This window comes from Flavobacterium akiainvivens (assembly GCF_001278115.1).
Lineage (GTDB): Bacteria > Bacteroidota > Bacteroidia > Flavobacteriales > Flavobacteriaceae > Flavobacterium > Flavobacterium akiainvivens.
Map to the genome: position 1 here is coordinate 527,016 of NZ_LIYD01000005.1, position 16,302 is coordinate 543,317.

At 40.6% G+C, this 16,302-nt stretch carries 16 protein-coding genes; 10 read left to right on the forward strand and 6 right to left on the reverse strand.

Translation table 11 applies throughout. The annotated features are described in order from the left end of the window. Positions 1-106: 106 nt before the first annotated feature. From aroC to AM279_RS02280, 3 genes are all read left to right on the forward strand, one after another. Positions 107-1,171, forward strand: coding sequence for a chorismate synthase (gene aroC / locus AM279_RS02270; RefSeq protein ID WP_054406050.1), 1,065 nt, complete (start codon positions 107-109; stop codon positions 1,169-1,171). 141 nt (positions 1,172-1,312) lie between these two features. Beyond that, a complete protein-coding gene (locus AM279_RS02275) occupies positions 1,313-2,179 on the forward strand; it encodes a T9SS-dependent choice-of-anchor J family protein (RefSeq protein WP_054406051.1) in 867 nt (288 codons plus the stop codon). Positions 2,180-2,346: 167 nt separating this feature from the next. Then, on the forward strand, positions 2,347-3,843 hold the full coding sequence (locus AM279_RS02280; protein WP_054406052.1) for a T9SS-dependent choice-of-anchor J family protein: 1,497 nt from the start codon (positions 2,347-2,349) through the stop codon (positions 3,841-3,843). A gap of 76 nt (positions 3,844-3,919) precedes the next feature. On the opposite strand, the gene AM279_RS02285 is transcribed toward AM279_RS02280, so the two are convergent. Both AM279_RS02285 and AM279_RS02290 read right to left on the reverse strand, forming a co-directional pair. Then, entirely contained in the window at positions 3,920-4,339 is a 420-nt protein-coding gene (locus AM279_RS02285) for an OsmC family protein (protein WP_054406053.1), read from the reverse strand. Positions 4,340-4,459: 120 nt separating this feature from the next. Beyond that, positions 4,460-5,488, reverse strand: coding sequence for an alpha/beta hydrolase (locus AM279_RS02290; protein WP_082344164.1), 1,029 nt, complete (start codon positions 5,486-5,488; stop codon positions 4,460-4,462). Between the two features lie 137 nt (positions 5,489-5,625). Between AM279_RS02290 and AM279_RS02295 the strand changes: the two genes are divergently transcribed. After that, positions 5,626-6,597, forward strand: a complete 972-nt coding sequence (locus AM279_RS02295) for a hydrogen peroxide-inducible genes activator (RefSeq protein WP_054406054.1) — start codon at positions 5,626-5,628, stop codon at positions 6,595-6,597. Between the two features lie 30 nt (positions 6,598-6,627). Here AM279_RS02295 and AM279_RS02300 read toward each other — a convergent pair whose 3' ends face one another. Continuing rightward, complete coding sequence (locus tag AM279_RS02300; RefSeq protein ID WP_054406055.1) at positions 6,628-8,115, reverse strand: hypothetical protein; 1,488 nt, start codon at positions 8,113-8,115, stop codon at positions 6,628-6,630. Between the two features lie 86 nt (positions 8,116-8,201). Between AM279_RS02300 and AM279_RS02305 the strand changes: the two genes are divergently transcribed. The 4 genes from AM279_RS02305 to AM279_RS02320 all read left to right on the forward strand — a co-directional run bounded on the left by AM279_RS02305 (position 8,202) and on the right by AM279_RS02320 (position 11,938). Further along, a complete protein-coding gene (locus tag AM279_RS02305; RefSeq protein WP_054406056.1) occupies positions 8,202-8,966 on the forward strand; it encodes an MBL fold metallo-hydrolase in 765 nt (254 codons plus the stop codon). Positions 8,967-8,970: 4 nt separating this feature from the next. After that, positions 8,971-9,465, forward strand: coding sequence for a hypothetical protein (locus tag AM279_RS02310; RefSeq protein WP_054406057.1), 495 nt, complete (start codon positions 8,971-8,973; stop codon positions 9,463-9,465). A 47-nt stretch (positions 9,466-9,512) separates the two neighbouring features. Continuing rightward, a complete protein-coding gene (locus tag AM279_RS02315; protein WP_054406058.1) occupies positions 9,513-9,998 on the forward strand; it encodes a hypothetical protein in 486 nt (161 codons plus the stop codon). 161 nt (positions 9,999-10,159) lie between these two features. Next, on the forward strand, positions 10,160-11,938 hold the full coding sequence (locus AM279_RS02320) for a sodium:solute symporter (RefSeq protein WP_082344165.1): 1,779 nt from the start codon (positions 10,160-10,162) through the stop codon (positions 11,936-11,938). A gap of 77 nt (positions 11,939-12,015) precedes the next feature. Here the strand turns inward: AM279_RS02320 and AM279_RS02325 are convergent, their stop codons facing one another. Then, positions 12,016-12,873, reverse strand: coding sequence for a DUF2911 domain-containing protein (locus AM279_RS02325; RefSeq protein ID WP_054406059.1), 858 nt, complete (start codon positions 12,871-12,873; stop codon positions 12,016-12,018). Between the two features lie 130 nt (positions 12,874-13,003). On the opposite strand from AM279_RS02325, the gene AM279_RS02330 reads away from it, so the two are divergent. Both AM279_RS02330 and AM279_RS02335 read left to right on the forward strand, forming a co-directional pair. Next, positions 13,004-13,468: an SRPBCC family protein gene (locus AM279_RS02330; protein WP_054406060.1), complete on the forward strand. Its 465-nt coding sequence runs from the start codon at positions 13,004-13,006 to the stop codon at positions 13,466-13,468. Positions 13,469-13,471: 3 nt separating this feature from the next. Next, positions 13,472-14,755 carry a cryptochrome/photolyase family protein gene (locus AM279_RS02335; protein WP_054406061.1) on the forward strand — a complete coding sequence of 428 codons (1,284 nt, stop codon included), beginning with the start codon at positions 13,472-13,474 and terminating at the stop codon, positions 14,753-14,755. Between the two features lie 86 nt (positions 14,756-14,841). Here the strand turns inward: AM279_RS02335 and AM279_RS02340 are convergent, their stop codons facing one another. Both AM279_RS02340 and AM279_RS02345 read right to left on the reverse strand, forming a co-directional pair. Then, positions 14,842-15,498 carry an HAD family hydrolase gene (locus AM279_RS02340; protein WP_054406062.1) on the reverse strand — a complete coding sequence of 219 codons (657 nt, stop codon included), beginning with the start codon at positions 15,496-15,498 and terminating at the stop codon, positions 14,842-14,844. 88 nt (positions 15,499-15,586) lie between these two features. Further along, on the reverse strand, positions 15,587-16,243 hold the full coding sequence (locus AM279_RS02345; RefSeq protein WP_054406063.1) for an HAD family hydrolase: 657 nt from the start codon (positions 16,241-16,243) through the stop codon (positions 15,587-15,589). Between the last annotated feature and the right edge of the window lie 59 nt (positions 16,244-16,302).

Below are 16,302 nucleotides of genomic sequence, written 5' to 3' on the forward strand. Positions count from 1 at the left end.
TATTAAAATATTACGGAAGTTGTGCTGTATATTAAGTTTATGTACGCAAAAAATGTTCTGCAAACTAAGCGGTTAAACCCTTACATTTGTTATAAATCAATATAAAATGGCAGGTAATTCTTTTGGCACACTATTTAATCTTACCACATTTGGAGAGTCTCATGGCCCGGCAGTAGGAGGGGTTATTGATGGTTGCCCATCAGGCTTAGAGGTAAATTTTAATGCAATACAGCACGAACTTAACAGGCGCAGGCCGGGGCAATCTGCTATTGTTACCCAAAGAAAAGAGCCGGATGAAGTACAGTTTCTATCGGGTATATTTGAAGGTAAAACTACCGGGGCGCCAATAGGTTTCATGGTGCAGAATACCAACCAAAAAAGTGGCGACTATGACCATATAAAAGATGCTTACCGTCCTTCGCATGCTGACTATACATATGACAAGAAATATGGTTTTCGTGATTATCGTGGCGGTGGGCGCAGTTCTGCCCGCGAAACCATAAGCAGGGTGGTGGCCGGTGCTATTGCAAAGCAAATCCTGCCCGGCATAACAATTAATGCATTTGTGTCTTCGGTAGGCGATATATTTATAGATAAACCTTACCAGGCGCTTGATTTTTCGCTTATAGAAAGCAATGATGTGCGCTGCCCTGATAGTACAACAGCAGAAAAAATGGAGGCCTATATTAAAGAGATACGCAAGCAGGGTGATACCGTAGGCGGAACCGTTACCTGTGTAATAAAAGGTGTGCCTGTAGGGCTTGGTGAGCCGGCCTTTGATAAATTGCATGCAGAGCTGGGTAAAGCTATGCTGTCAATTAATGCGGTAAAGGGCTTTGAATATGGCAGCGGTTTTTGTGGCGCTAAGATGAAAGGAAGTGAACACAACGACCTTTTTAATACTGACGGTACTACTAAAAGTAACCTTAGCGGTGGTATACAGGGTGGTATTAGTAATGGTATGGATATTTATTTCAGGGTAGCTTTTAAACCCGTTGCCACCATAATGCAGGAGCAGGAAACCATAGATAAACAGGGTAATATTGTAAAAATGCAGGGTAGGGGCAGGCATGATCCTTGCGTTGTGCCGCGTGCAGTGCCTATTGTTGAGGCTATGGCCGCAATTGTTTTAGCTGATTTTTATCTTATTAATAAATCTTACACTAAATAAATCAACTTTACTGCTTATTAATCAGTAAATTGTGTTATTGTCTGTTTTTTTATATAATTTTTTTTGTTTTTTTAATATAAATTAATTGTTATCGATATATTTTTTCTATATTTGGAAAATATTAATTCTATTTTAATCATCATGAAAAAACTTTTACTTACTGGTGCTTTTGCACTTTCGACTTTTTTAACAGCTAATGCCCAAGATGTTCTTTTTAATGTAGATTTTACTGATCTTGAGGCTCTTTCTGACTGGTATTTGATGAATGCTGACGGTGATAACCAAACTTGGAATGTTGTTGAAGATGCAGAGGTTGACGGTTATGGAGCTGGTATTGCATTTTCTGCATCATGGACTCAAGCTGCTGGAGCTCTAACTCCTGACAACTCTCTTATTACTCAGGCTTTTGAATTGCCTGCTAACGGTGGCTATGCTTCTTTTAAAATTGGTGGTATAGATCCTCAGTTTTTTCAAGAGCATTATGCTGTGTATGTAGTAGCTGATGATGCCTTTACAGAAGTAATTGACGGTCTTAGCGCTGAGCCGGCAACTGCTACAGTTGAAGATTATCTTGCACTGCTTGTTGACCCGCTTTTAGAAGAAACCATTGCTACAGCTGGACCATCTGTTAAAAACATAGACCTTGCCGATTTTTCTGGCCAAACAGTTCGTATTGTTTTTAGGCATTTTGATGTTACTGATATGAATCTTCTACTTTTAGATGATGTATCTGTTACTACAGGTACAATGTCAGCTGGTTCTGTTATAGCTTCTCAATTCTCTGTATCTCCAAACCCTGCTAACAATATTGTAACTGTTGCTAATGCTAACAATGCTCTTGTAACAGGTGTAAGTGTTGCAGATGTAAACGGCCGTGTGGTTAAAAATGTATCTTTTGCATCAGTTTCTGAAGCTCAGATTAATGTTTCTGACCTTTCAAACGGTGTTTATATGATGACAATTTCATCTGATAAAGGTGCTGTAACTAAAAAGATTGTTAAAAACTAATTTATCTTAGTTCATACAATATATTTAAAGCTACCCTATATGGGTAGCTTTTTTATTTTTGTTATATCCTGAGAGTTTCATAAAATATTTGTTAATAATTAGTGAATAATTAATGTAGGTTATTTTTTTTTCTATTTTTGGTTGAAACATAAAAACTATTGTCAACCATGAAAAAAAAATTACTTACTGGTGCTTTTTTACTTACAGCTCTGTTTGCTGCTAAAGCGCAGGATTCTTGTGCAGATGCGCTCGAAATTACCGCAAGCGGTAGCTTTACTGTAGATGCTATTAACGGAACGTATATTGGTACCTGTCTTACCGGTGCCGCCACCGCTACTGAATGGTATAAAATTACACCTACAGAAAACTCTTTAATCAGGGTTAATACAAACCTTCCTGCAAACGTTACCGCCCAGGCCGATACAAGGTTTTCAATTGCTACAGGTACTTGTGCTGCAAATGGATTAACTTGTGTAGATGGTATGGATGATATTAGCTCAAGTAACTTTTTAGGAGATCTAACATTCCAGGCAGTTGCAGGAGACACTTATTTTATAATGTTTGATAACCGTTGGCTATCAACCGGCTTTGATTTTGAAATTACTATTACACCTGCCAGTTGCTTTACCCCATCTGGATTTGCATTCTCAGCTGAGGGTGGCCTTACAACTACGAGTGCTTCAATTGAGTGGGATGAGCCTGCAACAGCTCCGGTAGGGTATGAGTTTGAATATGGTCCGGCAGGATTTACTCAAGGCAGTGGTACAACATTAAATCTTGATACGCCTATTGCTGATATTGAAGGGCTTACTTCTGGTACTAATTATGCATTTTATGTAAGGACTGATTGTGGTGAAGGCGATTTTAGCGAATGGTTAGGCCCTATTACATTTACAACTCTATTTGATCCTGCAAACCTTAACTATTACTATGGTTTTGAAACAACAAACTTGGATGGCTGGACAACAAATATAGTAGCAGGATCTCCTTGGGCAATTGAGAATGCAGATTCTCTTGAAGGTTTTACCGCTCAGGAAGGTGAGAACGCAATAGGTGCAGGCGCATATACTACCTCTGATTCTTGGTTGTTTTCAAGGGGCATAAATGTTGAGGCTGGCCAGGTTGTTAATATTTCTTACTATGTTGCTAAACTTACCGGTGCAGGAACTGGCGGAGAAAACAATATTGGCCTTACAAGGGGTAATGATACTACTGTAGCGGGCCAAACTGTGATTACTGAACAAACTATTGTTGATAGTGCAGATTGGACTCAAAGGACCGCAACTTTTACAGCTGCTACTGCCGGGGTATATTATTTAGGTTTCCATTATACATCTACCGGTCAGGCTGCAGCTAATTACGGATATGCATTGATTGATAATGTGGCTATTACTTCGCCTACAGGTGGTGTTGCTGGTTTTAATACAGCTTCATTCCTTGTGTCTCCAAACCCTGCTAACAATTTTGTAACTGTTTCTAATACTGATAATGTACTAATCAACAACATCCAGCTTACTGACCTTAATGGCCGTATTGTTAAGACTATGTCTTTTGACGGTGTTGCTCAGGCTCAGGTTGGCGTTTCAGATCTTGCTAATGGTGTTTATATGATGAACATTTCATCAGACAAAGGTTCTGTAACCAAGAAAATTGTTAAAAACTAAATTAGTTAGTTTTTTTAGAACATATTAAAGGCTGCCTGAAATGGGCAGCCTTTTTATTTGAGTTTGGTCTGAAAAATTATACCAGTGTAGCTGATAATGTTATTTCTGCGGCAGCTAAAACTTTAGAAAGCGGGCAAATTTCTTTTGCTTTTTTAGCGATATCCTGAAAGTCCTGTTCTGTAATTCCGGGAACGCTGCCTTCAAGCTTTAAGTGTATTTTAGTGATAGTGCCATCTTCAAATGTTACCTGGGCTTCAGTGTCAAGGTTATCGGCTGTAAAGCCTTTCTCGTTAAGTAAGAAGCTAAATTGCATGGTAAAACATCCTGCATGTGCTGCGCCTAAAAGTTCTTCAGGGTTAGTGCCTACACCGTCTTCAAAACGGGTTTTAAATGAGTACTGTGCTTTGTTTAAAGTTGTACTTTCTGTGCTTACAGAGCCTTTTCCGTCTTTGCCGGTCCCTTTCCAGTTTGCGCTTGCTTTTCTTGTAAATTTCATGGTTTATTGATTTTTAGATTATTAAAGATATTAGTTTTAAAAGTATTTAAGTGTAGCTATAAAGTTATTTATTGTATGAGCTCTAACTTGTTAAGCCTTTGTTATTTTTCTTACTGATTATTAATTGTGTAGTTTGTCTTTTAGTGCATCGGTAGCCTGTTTAATAGCAGCTCGAGGTGCAGGTGTATCTGTAATGGGATTTAGCATTACAAAGTCGTGTATAGTGCCTATATATCGGGTTGCGGTAACTTTTACGCCTGCTGCATTCAGTTTTTTTGCATAGGCTTCACCTTCATCACGCAGTACATCATTTTCTGCTGTAATTATCAATGCTTCAGGCAGGTTTTTTAGTTGTTCAAAATCAGCACGTAGTGGCGAGGCAGTAATTTGGTTACGGTCTGCTGCATTGGGTGCATATTGGTTCCAAAACCATATCATGGCATTAAGGGTAAGAAAGTGTCCGTTGGCAAATTGCTGGTATGAGGCTGTGTTAAAGTTAGCATCGGTAACAGGGTAGAAAAGTAGCTGAAAATCAATAGCCGGGCCTTTGCGCTCTTTTGCCATGAGTGTTACGGCTATGGCCATATTTCCACCTACACTATCGCCGCCCACAGCCAGTTTTGAAGTGTCAAGTCCCAGTTTACTGCCGTTTTCTTTAATCCACTTAGTTGCAGCATAAGCCTCTTCGTTAGCCTGCGGATACCTGGCTTCGGGGGTTGGGGTATAGTTAACAAAAACTACGGCTATATTTGCACCAACCGCCAGTTCCCTTACTAACCTGTCGTGTGTAAAGGCATTGCCTAAAATCCATCCGCCACCATGAAAATACATCAACACCGGTAGCTTTTCTTTAGCCCCCTGGGGTTTCACAATTCTTATAGATACTTTATAACCATCCTGGGTTATGGTTTTCTCTTCAATGTCGGCCGGTAGTTTTTTGTAATCGCCGGTCTGCGCATTTATAAGTACGTTGCGGGCATCTTGAATGGAAAGCTCATAAAGTTGTGGGCCATTGCCACTATGTACCGCTTTTAAAAATTCGCGGGTTTGTTTTTCAATGTTATAGCTTCCCGCTAAAGATGGGTCGGTTTGTGCGGTGGCAATGCTTAATCCTATAAGTACTAAAGCCAATGTTGCAAATTTTTTCATAATGATTTGTATTAATTGTTGATTGTTTACATTTTATGAGGTTTTAATTACCTCATTTTGACAAGACAAATTTATTTCGATAGCTATATATAAATCAAATTAATAATTTTTTATCTTTATAAAATAAAATTATAACAATGACAATTCAACAATTAAGATATATTGTGGCGCTCGATGAACACCGCCATTTTGCAAGGGCTGCCGAAGAATGTAACGTTACACAGCCGGGCTTAACCATTCAGCTTAAAAACCTTGAAGAAGAGATTGGTATTAAGGTTTTTGACCGGGCTAAAGTGCCTTTAAAGCCCACACTTGCCGGTTTTGAGATTATTGAGAGGGCTAAGAAGCTGCTGCGTGAGGCAGATTCTATTCGTGATTATGTAGTGCATAAAAAAAATGACCTGACCGGTAAGGTAACAATAGGGGTAATAAGTACCCTTTCGCCTTATTTAATGCCTGTATTTATTAAAAAGATTAAAGATGTTGTGCCCGATGTTGCGTTTACTATAGTGGAGGCCGGTACCGTACATTTAATGCACTATCTGGAAACAGGAGCTATAGATATAGCACTCATGGCTACACCTACATCTAATCCCGGTTTAAATGAATACCCGGTTTTTCAGGAACCTTTTGTGGCATGCTTGCCTGAAGGGCATAGTATGGCTAATACCCCTTTTTATGAGCTGAATGAAAATGATAAGCCTGATTTACTTTTGCTGCAAAACGAGTATTGTTTTAATGCGCAGCTTTTGGATATTTGCAGCCTGGGCGAACCGGGCTTGCAGTCTGGTAATGTTAAGTATGAAATAAACTCAATTGAAACCCTTAAAAACCTGGTTAAGGCGGGGATGGGGTTTGCTATACTGCCTCAATTATCAGCCCAAAATAAAGATGAAGGCATTTATAAGCCTTTTAAGGATACCATACCGGTAAGGGAAATAAGCCTGGTAGTGGCCGATACTTTTAGCCGCAAGCTTTTGCTTGAAAAGATAAGCGAAACATTGTGGCTGTGCCTGCCGGAATCATTAAAACAGCAAAAACAATACAAGAAAATACGCTGGAACGACTCGCCCTATTTTATAAAGGCTTTAGAACAATATAAAGGATAAAAAAACCGCAGCTGTATGCTGCGGTTTGTGTTATATCTGTGGCTGGCTTTCAGTAGATTCGGCCAGTTGCTTTTTTGGGTCGTAACCAAACAGGTGGTTCTGTTTAATTATTTCAGCAATACCGGCAGGTAGCATGGTTTCCCACCCGGCTTTTCCTTTGCTGATCATTTTAAGTACTTCACGGCTAAAGATGTTCAGGTTGTTTACATCAACATCAGGAATATCATTAACCTTACCGTTGTATTTAAAGAACTTATACAACTCTTTCATGCGCGGGTGTACTTTAAGGTTTTCAGAGTCAATAACATGGCCTTCTTCGTCTTTCATAGGGTAGAGGTATACCTTAAGATCGCGGTAAAACAGTTTGCCAAATGCCTCTAATATGCCTCCGCTAAGGTGGCGGTAATATTTTTCATCAAAAATATCAATCAGGTTACTTACACCCATTGATAGTCCCATACGGGCTTTGGTATAAGAGCTAAAGTATTCAACAACCTTATAGTATTCCTGGAAATTAGATATCATAACCGTTTGGCCAAGCGAGCATAAAAGCTCAGCCCTGTCCATAAAGTCACGCTCATCAATCTCACCATCGCTGCGCAGGTTGCTAAGGGTTATTTCAAACACCACAAGTGCCTTATCAGGGTCAACCTTGTTTTCTTCAAGAAACATTTTGTATGATTTCTCATACATATCCATGTTTACCTTGGTTACCGGGCGGAAACTTCCACGCAGCGCAAGGATATTCTTTTTATAAAGTACAGCAGCTGGCAGTACATTGTGGCCGCTTGGGTCAAACATTACGGCATCGGTCATGCCGTTTTTAACCAGCTGAAGGCTCATAAGCCTGTTGTCTACATCGGCAAAGCGTGGGCCTGAAAAGTTTATGGTATCAATTTCAAGCTGGTCTTTGTCAAGGTGGTCATATAGGTAGCGCAGTAGTTTTTTAGGGTCGTTATACTTGTAAAACGCGCCATAAATAAGATTTACACCTAAAATGCCCAGTGTTTCCTGCTGAAGGCGTGCATCGGTTTCCCTAAAACGTATGTGCAGTATAATCTCGTTGTAATCTTCATCCGGCTCAACCTGGTACCTTATGCCTACCCAGCCGTGTCCTTTAAATTGCTTGGCAAAATCTATAGTGGCAACGGTATTTGCATAGCTAAAAAATACCTTGTTGGGGTGTTTTTCGCGCTTAAGCCTGTCTTCCATAATGCGCACCTCGTGGCCCAGCATCTTTTTAAGGCGGCTTTCGGTAACATATCTTCCGTCTTCCTCAACGCCGTAAATGGCATCACTAAAATCTTTATCGTAGGCAGACATGGCTTTGGCTATCGTTCCACTCGATGCTCCTGAGCGGAAGAAATGGCGCACAGTTTCCTGTCCGGCACCTATTTCGGCAAATGTGCCGTAAATGTTTTCGTTCAGGTTTATGCGCAGCGCTTTATCTTTTATAGATGGAACGTGAGCAATAATCCTGTCGCCCTTTAAAGTTATTTCGTCGTCAGATAGTTTCATAGCGGTGAAAGATATGCTGCAAAGTTAGGAAATGACTGCATTTTATAAAACAAATTATGCTATTTTTGTGTAAAAAATAAAGTATTTTGAACGTTTGGTTTCTCGGTACCGGCACATCCCAGGGCATTCCCATCATTGGCAGCACACATCCTGTATGCCTGAGCAGCGACCCAAAAGACAAGCGCCTGCGTGTTTCGGTATGGATATCATGGCCGGGACACTCATTTGTAATAGATTGCGGGCCTGATTTCAGGCAGCAAATGCTAACCAGCGGCTGTACTGCATTAGACGGCATACTTTATACCCATGAACACAGCGACCATACCGCCGGATTAGACGATATAAGGCCTTTTTTCTTTCGTCAGGGCAACATACCCATTTATGCCCACAATCGTGTAATAAACAACTTGCAAAAACGTTTTGAATATATCTTTCAGGAAGAAAACAAATACCCCGGGGCACCATCAGTAAATAGTAACCCTGTTGAAGCCTACAAACCTTTTGCTATTGGCAATAAAACGGCAACCGCGTTTACGGTATTGCACGGCAGCCTCGAAATTTTTGGCTACAGGATTGACGGTTTTGCTTATATAACCGATGCAAAAATAATTCCTGACGAGAGCCTGGAGCTTATAAAAGAAGTTGATGTATTGGTAGTTAGTGCCTTAAGGATAGAACCTCATGAAAACCATTTTAACCTGCAGGAGGCATTAGATTTTATTGCTCTTGTTAATCCAGGAAGAGCCTATTTAACGCATATAAGCCACATGTTAGGTTTTCATGAAGAAGTGCAGAAAATACTGCCGGAAAATGTATTTTTGGCCTACGATAATTTAGAAATAACCATTTAAAATAATGAAGAAGAATATTTTTCTATACCTGTTTATTTTTTCGCTGGCAATCAATGTGTTTGCGTATATGTATTTTACAAACCAGCAAAATTTTGACCATGGGCGCATAGACAAGCTTCAGGGTAAACTTAAGTCAGTTCGCGACAGCATAAAGACTGAAAGTGCCAAAAGTGCTTCTGATAGTTATTTTTCGCTTGAAAATAACGCCAATGCACAGGAGTATTTTGCAGGTAAAGATGTAAAAGAGATTGCCATAAAAGTAAGAGATGCCATATATGCCCAAAATGCAACTAAGGGCGGTAACCCGCTTGTTGGCTATCCTGCCATGGAAGGCCAGCCGTTTTCGGTATCTAAAATAAAAGTGCTTAACCACAGGTGGGTAATTATAGACTACAGCAACGGTAAATACTGGGGAGAAGCACTGCTACGCTACTTTGTGGAAGATAACGGCAGCATAACCCTTGAAAAGGCCGACACGCTGTTATATCCGCAGCAATAACAATTATTTTTTGTACTTTAGGCACGTGTAATACATCCTTGAATTTTATGAAAAAGCATATTGTAATGATTGCTGTTGCCGGTCTTTTGTTTTCGTGTGATTATATTTTGAAGCCGAAAGATAAAGATTCAACCGCTAAAACGCCGCAGGTTGTTACCGGGACAGATACTGATAAGGATGATAAAGGCTGTGTAATATCTGCCGGTTACAGGTGGAGCCAGCTTAAAGAAGACTGTATAAGGCCTATTGAAGAGGGGTACAGGCTTAACAGTATAGAACAGGTAGAAGGGGAAAGCACTTACAAAAGTGCTTTTGTTACCTTTGATGAAGATAAAGAAAAAGCCGAACTGTTCCTGCCCAATGTAAGGACTTCTGCCATACTGAAAAAAGATAAGAATGGAGTTTACTCTGATGGTAAATGGGTACTTTCAGTAAACGAAAAATACAGCCTGCATAAAAACGGGGCACTCCTGTTTCAGGGGGCTGCCGTGCAGGAAGGCCAGGTAACCGGAGACGACAAGGCCGAAGATTAAAATTAAATAGTAACAAAACAGTTTTATAATAGTCTTATTTAGAAACTGAAAAAGCATGAACGATAAAACTACTTCCTGGAAAAAAAGCTACAGCCTTGTGCTGCTGCTTAATGTTATATACATAGTTGTGTTTTATTTTATAATGCAGATATATACATAGTATGCAGCCGTTAGACTGGATTATACTTACAGTTACGCTTTTGTTTATAGTTGCCTATGGGGCACTTAAAACCAAAGGCAGCCAAAATGTTGAAGAATATATATTAGGCAGTAACCAAACGCCCTGGTGGACTGTAGGCCTTTCTGTAATGGCTACACAGGCAAGTGCCATTACCTTTTTATCCACACCCGGCCAGGCCTATCATGATGGCCTTGGTTTTGTACAGTTTTACTTCGGGTTGCCGCTTGCCATGGTGGTTATATGCCTCACTTTCATACCTATTTACCACAAGCTAAAGGTTTATACCGCCTATGAGTTTCTTGAGCAGCGTTTTGATGTTAAATCAAGGTCGCTGGCGGCAATAATTTTCCTTATACAACGCGGGCTTGGCACAGGCCTTACCATTTATGCGCCTGCTATAATTTTATCGTCATTATTAGGGTGGAACCTTAATGCTATGAACATTGCCATAGGTGCGCTGGTAATAATTTACACCATGACGGGGGGCACAAGGGCGGTAAACGTTACCCATAAACAACAGATGTTTGTAATAATGTCGGGCATGATAATTACCTTTTTTATCATACTTGATTACCTGCCCGATGAGCTTAGCTTTAACAATGCACTGCACATAGCCGGTGCTAACGATAAACTGAATATACTTGATTTTTCGGTAGACCCGGATAAGCGTTATACGATATGGACGGGCCTTGCCGGTGGTTTCTTTTTAGCACTGTCTTATTTTGGTACAGACCAAAGCCAGGTACAGCGCTATCTTTCAGGCAAAAGCATAAAAGAAAGCCAGATGGGCCTTATTATGAACGGCCTGCTAAAAGTGCCTATGCAGTTTTTTATACTGTTAATAGGGGTAATGGTATTTGTGTTTTTCCAGTTTCACAGTGCCCCGCTGCACTTTAACCCAAACAATACCAATAGCATAAACAAATCGGTTTATAAAAAAGACTACAATGCACTTGAAACCCAGCTTAAAGAAGTAGCTGCCGAAAAAGAAGAAATAAGCCACCTGTATGTAGGGCAGCTACACCAGGATTATGATAATAAAGAGCTGCACAACCGCCTGGTAAGCCTTAACAGCCGTGAAAAAGATTTACGTGAACAGGCCAGGCAACTGATTGAAAAAGTAGACAAAGGCGCAGAAACCAATGATAAAGACTATGTGTTTTTATACTTCATACTCAATTTCCTGCCTAAAGGACTGGTAGGGCTGTTGCTTGCAGTGATATTCTCAGCAGCCATGTCATCTTCAGCTTCGGGGTTAAATGCCTTGGCTTCAACTACTTCTATTGATATTTATAAGCGCTTATATCCCGGCGAAAAAGAAGACAAGCACATGGTGAACATGACCAAGCTGTTTACCCTTTTCTGGGGGCTTGTGGCCATTCTGTTTGCCTGTTTCGGCACTTTGTTTGAAAACCTTATACAGCTTGTAAATATTATTGGCTCAATATTTTACGGTACAGTGCTGGGCATTTTCCTTGTAGCGTTTTACATAAAATACATAAAGGCCGATGCTATGTTTTGGGGGGCTTTCCTTGCACAGCTTATTATTATAGTAGTATATGAAAGCGATATTGTAAGCTTCCTGTGGCTCAATGTATTGGGAGCAGCACTTGCTATAGGATTATCATTCCTGTTACAGGCCATGTACAACAGCGCGTCTAAAGATCTTTATAAAGTTATAAGCCGTGTATGCTTATCGCTGGTGTGCCTAATGTCTGCGGCCATAATTACCTATTACATCATGAAGATATTTGCGTAAAAAACTATTTCTTAAGGTATAAGCATAAAAAAATCGCCCGGTTAAAGGGCGATTTTTTATTGGTATTTACATCAGGATTATTTCTTGCTCCACTCTTTAATAGAGTCCTGGTTCATTTTAATATAGTCCTGGTTGTTCGCTTTTTGAGCGCCTGCAAGCGATAGTTTAGCCGTTTCTACAGCACCTGCCTTATCGCCAAGTTTAGCCTGTATAAGTGCTTTTTGCCTTAAGATATAGAAAGGGGCATCCTGTCCTTTTTCAGTTTTTTCAATTGAAAGGTTAATCCATGTAAGCGCCTTGTTAAGGTCGGCATTGCTTTGGTAGTAGTATTGGGCAGCAGCAAAGTAAGCGCCTTGTGTAGGGCCGCTCATGGCTTCTTCAATACTTTTAAGTGCGGTAGCCTTGGTGGGTACTTCAATCTTAAGGGCTACCATGGTTTTTTCCCATGCAATTTCAAGGAAACCAAAATCATTCTCAAGGGCGTTCATGCCAATTGTAAGGGTTTCAACATGGCGTGAAACAAACTCCGGTTTAACCGTTGCCCTTACCACTTCTTTGGTTTCATCCCATTTTTCGGGCGTACCCCAGTTGTTGATGTCGTTATACAAAATCACATCCCAGCTGTCAGCTTTCGGCTGGGTATAAAGTGCATATTTACCGGCTTTTATGTCTTTACCGTTTATTTTTACATCATCGCCAAATGTTATAACGGTATTCATATTAGCACCTGTCCTCCAGATACGGCCAAAAGGAACCAATTCGCCATATACAGCCCTTCCGCGTGCACTTGGGCGGGAGTAGTCTATCTTAACCGTTGTAAGGCCTACCGTTTGTTCTATAACAGCGTGCGGGCTTGCCTGTGGTGTTTGTATCTGTGCGTTAGAAGTTAAAGACAGCGCAATTACCAGTGCGGCTGTAAGAAATATCTTTTTCATGATATTGTTTATATGTTAATGTTTGTACTGCGAAAATAGTAATAATAGATGTTACGGTTGTTAAAAAATACTAAAATTGCTGTAAGGGTTTTAAGTATGTTTAGTAATTTCACTCCATACAAACAGCCCCATGATTTACACCCTGCACCGCATTCAAAAACTGCCCATACCACTGCAACAGGCCTGGGATTTTATGGCCGACCCTAAAAACCTTGCCGTTATAACGCCCGATAGTATGGGGTTTGTAACCAAAAGCGGCGACGAACGCAAAATGTTTGCTGGCCAGATAATTACCTATACCATAACGCCTTTATTTGGTATAAAATTGCAATGGGTTACCGAAATTACGCATGTAAAGCCTGTTGAATTTTTTGTAGATGAGCAGCGTTACGGGCCTTACGCATTTTGGCATCATAAGCATTTTTTGAAGGAAATACTGGGTGGTACCGAGATGGAAGACATAGTGCATTACAAGGTGCCAATGGGCTTTTTAGGCAGGCTGGTACATCCATTTTTGGTTAAGCCCAAGCTTGAAGAGATTTTTGCTTACCGCGAAAAGAAGCTTATTGAACTGTTTGGAGGATTTAAAGGTTAACACATGATAGTATTTTGGTTTAGGCGCGACCTGCGTATTGATGATAACACCGCCCTGCATGAAGCCCTGGCAGCAGGCGAGGAGGTATTTCCTGTTTTTATTTTCGACAAAAATATACTCGAAGAATTACCCAAAGATGATGCGCGGGTTACATTCATTATGTCTCTTTTAGAGGGATTTAACAGCGAATTTAAAAAGCACAGCCGGTCGCTTGCGGTGTTTTATGATACGCCCGAAAACGTGTTTAAGCACCTGTTGAAAGACCATGATATTACCGCCCTGTATGCCAACCGCGATTATGAGCCCTATGCCCGCAAGCGCGATAAGGCCGTGTATGAAGTGCTTCAGGAGAAAAATATTCCTTTTAAAAGCTTTAAGGACCAGGTAATTTTTGAGAAAAGCGAGGTGGTAAAGGATAACGGCGAACCTTATTCGGTTTACACACCGTATAAGAACCGTTGGCTACTACATTTTAAGGATGTTCAGCTTAGGATGCACCATCCTCAAATTGAGGCTAAAAGCATCGTTAAACACGATTATCCATTCTTAACTCTTACAGATATTGGCTTTACCGAAAGCAGCATTAAGCCCGAACCGTATGATGTATCGCCTTCGCTGATAGAAGGATACGAAAATACACGTAACTATCCGGCTATAGAGGGCACCAGTAAGCTGAGCCCGTACCTGCGTTTTGGTGCTTTGAGTATCAGGCAGTTGGTTAAAAAAGCTCTTGCGGCTAAAAACCAGACATTCCTTAACGAGCTGATTTGGAGGGAATTCTTCATGCAATTACTGTGGCATTACCCTGAAACGGTTACCAAAGCCTTTAAGCCTAAGTACGACAATGTTAAATGGCGTTATAGTGAGAAAGATTTTAAAGCCTGGTGCGAGGGTAAAACCGGATTTCCTATAGTAGATGCCGGCATGCGCGAACTAAACGCTACAGGCCACATGCACAACCGTGTACGTATGATAACCGCAAGCTTTTTATGCAAGCAATTACTGCTTGACTGGCGCAAAGGTGAGGCTTATTTTGCTGAGAAACTGCTTGATTATGAACAATCCAGCAATGTGGGTAACTGGCAGTGGGCAGCCAGCAGTGGGGCAGATGCATCGCCATACTTCCGTATTTTTAATCCTGATGAGCAGGTTAAAAAGTTTGATAAAGACCTTAAGTACATCAAAAAATGGGTGCCCGAGTTCCAGGATATTGATTATAAACCCATTGTAGACTATAAAGAAAGCCGCGAAAGGGCGCTAAAGGTTTACAAGGAAGCGGTGAGCTAACTGGTTATGGTTTGTGGTTTATGGTTTATAGTTTAAGAGCTGAGTAAGCAACCATAAACCATAAACCATAAACCACAAACTATAAACTATTTTATGTCTCTGATTATCTGGTAGTTAAGCTGGCTGAAATCACTGATAACCTGGTCAGCAAGGGATGTATCCTGTGTAGTATGTTCGTCGTTTTTATAACCAATGCAATATACCCCGGCAGCTTTAGCAGCTTTCACACCGTTGGTACTGTCTTCAATTACAATACATTCATCCGCCGTAAAGCCTGATTTGGCTACAGCTTCTAAGAAAATTGCAGGGTGCGGCTTGCTGAATTCAAAGTCCTGTCCGCTTATTTTATGGCTAAAATAAGGGTTTAATCCAAAACGGTTAAACACCCTTTCTATCTTAACTTTAGATGATGACGATGCAAGTAATATCGTTACACCGTTATTGTAAAGGTCTACAATAAGGTCTTTAACACCGGGCATCAGCTCAAGGGTTTCATCAGCATCAAAGGCTTCACAGTAGTAATCAAGGCACTGTTGCAGCATATCGTCTACAGTAGCGTCAAGCGTGTACATATCCTTTATTTTCTGTAGTATATTGCGGTCAGAATTGCCTATAAAGGTAGAATACACTTCATCGGTAACAGTAATGCCCATGGCATCATAAAACTTGGTATTTGCCCTGTGGCTAAGGGGTTCGGTGTCTACAACAACACCATCCATATCAAAAATAACGGCTTTAATCATGTTTTTTGTTTCGAGTTTCAGGTTTCAAGTTTCAGGTTCTTACTCAGTCCCTAAACTTGAAACCTGAAACCTGAAACTCGAAACTTTTTTAAACTAAATTCTTTACTATTTCGGCGTTTAATTCATTAAAATGGCTAATAACCTTGTTGGCATCGCTCAGTTCCTGTGGTGCTGTGTTTTCACTTTTATAACCCACCACAAAAATACCGGCGGCGTTGGCAGCCTTAATACCGTTTGTACTGTCTTCGATAACAATACATTGGCTTACCGGAGTACCCGATAGTTCGGCAGCTTTTAAAAATATGGCAGGGTGGGGTTTAGATTGCGGAAAGTCTTCACCGCTAACCTTATGGGTAAAATACTGGTGCAGGTTAAAGCGGTCAAACACCTTTTTAATTGTTATGTTTGATGCAGAAGATGCCAAAACCAACTGTAAACCACTGCTGTGCAGGTTTTTAATAAGGTCAAACACACCCGGAAGCAGTTCAAGGTCTTCCTTGGTATCAAACAACCCGTTAAAAAAGTCGCGCTTGCTTTGTATAAGGTCTTGTACCTCATGCTCAAGATTAAAGTTTTCCTTAAGGCGCTGGTAGGTGTTTTTGGTGCTAAGGCCTGTAAAACCGGCATACATTTCATGCGGAACCTCAATGTTAAGGTGCTCAAAATGTTGATGGTAGGCGTGGTAGTGCAGGGGCTCGGTGTCAACAATAACACCGTCCATGTCAAAAATAACTGTGTTAACCATTTTTCTTCTTAAAGCCCAAAAATACAACATAACGGCCTAACAGAAAAGCCAAAAGGTTA

Bases quoted from the DNA above. Each gene is read 5' to 3' on its own strand.
- aroC (WP_054406050.1), top strand. From the start codon at position 107: ATGGCAGGTAATTCTTTTGGCACACTATTTAATCTTACCACATTTGGA.
- AM279_RS02345 (WP_054406063.1), bottom strand. From the start codon at position 16,243: ATGGTTAACACAGTTATTTTTGACATGGACGGTGTTATTGTTGACACC.
- AM279_RS02275 (WP_054406051.1), top strand. From the start codon at position 1,313: ATGAAAAAACTTTTACTTACTGGTGCTTTTGCACTTTCGACTTTTTTA.
- AM279_RS02335 (WP_054406061.1), top strand. From the start codon at position 13,472: ATGATAGTATTTTGGTTTAGGCGCGACCTGCGTATTGATGATAACACC.
- AM279_RS02285 (WP_054406053.1), bottom strand. From the start codon at position 4,339: ATGAAATTTACAAGAAAAGCAAGCGCAAACTGGAAAGGGACCGGCAAA.
- AM279_RS02300 (WP_054406055.1), bottom strand. From the start codon at position 8,115: ATGAAACTATCTGACGACGAAATAACTTTAAAGGGCGACAGGATTATT.
- AM279_RS02315 (WP_054406058.1), top strand. From the start codon at position 9,513: ATGAAAAAGCATATTGTAATGATTGCTGTTGCCGGTCTTTTGTTTTCG.
- AM279_RS02295 (WP_054406054.1), top strand. From the start codon at position 5,626: ATGACAATTCAACAATTAAGATATATTGTGGCGCTCGATGAACACCGC.
- AM279_RS02325 (WP_054406059.1), bottom strand. From the start codon at position 12,873: ATGAAAAAGATATTTCTTACAGCCGCACTGGTAATTGCGCTGTCTTTA.
- AM279_RS02330 (WP_054406060.1), top strand. From the start codon at position 13,004: ATGATTTACACCCTGCACCGCATTCAAAAACTGCCCATACCACTGCAA.
- AM279_RS02280 (WP_054406052.1), top strand. From the start codon at position 2,347: ATGAAAAAAAAATTACTTACTGGTGCTTTTTTACTTACAGCTCTGTTT.
- AM279_RS02320 (WP_082344165.1), top strand. From the start codon at position 10,160: ATGCAGCCGTTAGACTGGATTATACTTACAGTTACGCTTTTGTTTATA.
- AM279_RS02340 (WP_054406062.1), bottom strand. From the start codon at position 15,498: ATGATTAAAGCCGTTATTTTTGATATGGATGGTGTTGTTGTAGACACC.
- AM279_RS02290 (WP_082344164.1), bottom strand. From the start codon at position 5,488: ATGAAAAAATTTGCAACATTGGCTTTAGTACTTATAGGATTAAGCATT.
- AM279_RS02310 (WP_054406057.1), top strand. From the start codon at position 8,971: ATGAAGAAGAATATTTTTCTATACCTGTTTATTTTTTCGCTGGCAATC.